General features: G+C 73.0%; 2 protein-coding genes. Both read left to right on the top strand.

What is annotated here, in order from left to right; genetic code table 11:
- Positions 1-237 precede the first annotated feature (237 nt).
- The gene (locus J1M64_RS00695; RefSeq protein ID WP_241260914.1) at positions 238-1623 is read left to right on the top strand and encodes an amidohydrolase family protein; all 1386 of its coding nucleotides are present in this window, start codon (positions 238-240) and stop codon (positions 1621-1623) included.
- Entirely contained in the window at positions 1620-2396 is a 777-nt protein-coding gene (locus J1M64_RS00690) for an ABC transporter ATP-binding protein (protein WP_154829864.1), read from the top strand. Before J1M64_RS00695 ends, J1M64_RS00690 begins: the two co-directional genes overlap by 4 nt.
- Positions 2397-2530 lie beyond the last annotated feature (134 nt).

The raw sequence follows: 2530 nt of genomic DNA, 5'->3' as shown, positions 1-2530 counted from the left end.
GGTCTGCCGGGGTCAGTATTCGTGCAGGTAGTCGCGTCGGCGCGGAACTGGCGGACACCGGAACCACGCCGGAACAGCGGGGTAATGCCGCCGAAACACGGGGCCACCACACTCATCATTATTGATCCGATCAATACCCGGGGCCACTATCCCGCCCCGGGGTCGGATGCACAAGTGCCGCAGGCGATCAGGGAGACCGGGCCGGTGGGACGGAGCCGACAGCAGAGGAGGGGAACGATGGAACCACGACGAGCGACACAGCGCGATGCACAGCGCGGAGTCGGGGCCGAGCGAGCCGCGGCGCGCCACGTGGACCGCATCGCGGGGGCGCGACTGCAGGGCGGCCGGGTGGTCGACGTGGACATCGTCGACGGGGTGGTCGTGGCCGTGACGGATGCGGGGACCACCCCGACGCGCGGTGGTCCTACCGGGGGCGAATCGGTGATCGATGCCTGCGGCTACATGGTGCTCACCGCGCCCGCCGAGCCGCACGCCCACCTCGACAAGGCCCTGAGCTGGGGCGCCACGCGGCCGCCGGGCTGCGACCTGGGCGCGGCGATCGACGCGTGGCGGGCCTACGCCGCCACTGTCGACGAGGACGAGATCCACGCCCGCGCCCTCGCCGCCGCCCGCAAGCTCGTGGCCAACGGCACCACCGCGGTGCGCAGCCACGTGGACCTGCACGACGACCACGACCCGCTGCGCGGCGTCCGCGCTCTCGTCCGCGTCCGCGACGAGCTGGCCGGCGTGATGGACCTGCAGATCTCGGTGATGGTCAACGAGGTCGACCCGGCGGACCGGGCGCGCGCCGCGATCGCGGCCGGCGCCGACCTCATCGGCGGGGCCCCGCACATCTCCACCGACCCGGTCTCCGAGACGCACCGGCTGGTGGACCTCGCCGAGGAGCTGGGCACCGGCATCGACCTGCACGTGGACGAGTTCCTCGACGGCGACCACGCCATGCTCGAGGTGTTCACCGAGCGCGTCGCGTCCTGGCCCGCGGGGCAGATCCGCACGGCCGGGCACTGCTGCCGGATCGGCTCGCTCGACGCGGCGGGCCAATCCCGCGCGGCCGGCGCGCTGAGCAGGGCGGACGTCGGGGTGGTGACGCTGCCGATCACCAACCTGTACCTGCAGGGCCGCACCGGCTGCACCTCGGTCCCGCGCGGCCTGCCCCCGGTGCGGGCCCTGCTCGAGACCGACGTGACCGTCGCCGCCGGCGCCGACAACGTGCGCGACCCGTTCAACCCGGTCGGCCGCTCCGACGCCACCGAGACGGCGATGCTGCTGATCGTGGCCGCCCACCTCGACATGGACACCGCCTGGCAGCTCGTCACGGGCGGCGCCCGCGAGGTCATGGGTCTGCCGCCCGCCGGCCCCTCGCCCGGCCTCCGGGCCGACCTGCTGCTGGTCCGGGCGGGCGGGCTCGACGACGTGATCGCCGACGCGCCACCCGACCGGATCGTGTTGCGCGCGGGCTGCGTGGTGGCGGCGAGGGAGGTCCTCGTCGTCGTCGACCCCGGTGTCGCGCCGTGCGGCGTCACCTCGCCCCGTGCCCAGCCGCCCGACGACCGAACCCCCACCACCCACCGACCGACACCCACCTACGAGGAGACCCGATGACCACACCCACCGACATGCGGGCGGCGCAGGCCGCCCGGCCCGGCAGCGAGATCCTCGGATTCGACGGCGTCGGCGTGACCTACCCCAACGGTACCCGCGCTCTCGACGGCGTGGACCTGCGGATCCGCGCCGGCGAGTTCGTCAGCGTCGTGGGCCCGTCCGGCTGCGGCAAGTCCACGCTGCTCAGCCTCGCGTCCGGGCTCGCCACCCACACCGACGGCTACATGCAGACCGGCACCGACCGCATCGGCTACGTCTTCCAGGACGCCACCCTGCTGCCGTGGCGGACGGTCGAGCAGAACGTGGAGATGCTCGCCGAGCTCGACGGCATCGGCCGCACCGAACGCCGTGACCGCGCGGCGGCGGCGATCGAACTGGTGGGCCTGGCCGGGTTCGAGAAGTCGCTGCCGCGGGAGCTGTCGGGCGGCATGAAGATGCGTGTCTCGCTGGCCCGCTCGCTGACCCTCGACCCGGAGTTGTTCCTGTTCGACGAGCCGTTCGGCGCGCTGGACGAGATCACCCGGCAGCGCCTCGGCGACGAGCTGCTCGGGCTGTTCGCGGCCAAGCGGTTCGCCGGGCTGTTCATCACGCACTCGGTCGCCGAGGCGGTGTATCTGTCCACGCGCGTGGTGGTGATGTCCGGCCGGCCGGGGCGCATCACACATTCGGTGGACGTGCCGTTCGGTCCGGAGCGCGACCCCGAGATCCGCTACACGACGGACTACATGAACCTCGTCGGCGAGGTTTCCCAGGCACTCGAGGAGGCGCACTGATGAGAGGCACACTGATGAACGGAATCACCGCCCGCGCGACCGTGAAGAGCGACGACGACGACGACAAGGTCACCGCCGCCGACGTGGGCCGCGGCCCGGTGGCCGAACCGGCCGGGGGAGCCCCCGCCGCCGGC

This window comes from Dietzia sp. KRD202 (assembly GCF_017168155.1).
GTDB classification, from domain to species: Bacteria; Actinomycetota; Actinomycetes; order Mycobacteriales; family Mycobacteriaceae; genus Dietzia; species Dietzia kunjamensis.
The sequence above is the reverse complement of the archived record's forward strand: the minus strand, read 5'-3'. Positions and strand labels throughout refer to the sequence as shown.

Bases quoted from the DNA above. Each gene is read 5' to 3' on its own strand.
- J1M64_RS00695 (WP_241260914.1), top strand. From the start codon at position 238: ATGGAACCACGACGAGCGACACAGCGCGATGCACAGCGCGGAGTCGGG.
- J1M64_RS00690 (WP_154829864.1), top strand. From the start codon at position 1,620: ATGACCACACCCACCGACATGCGGGCGGCGCAGGCCGCCCGGCCCGGC.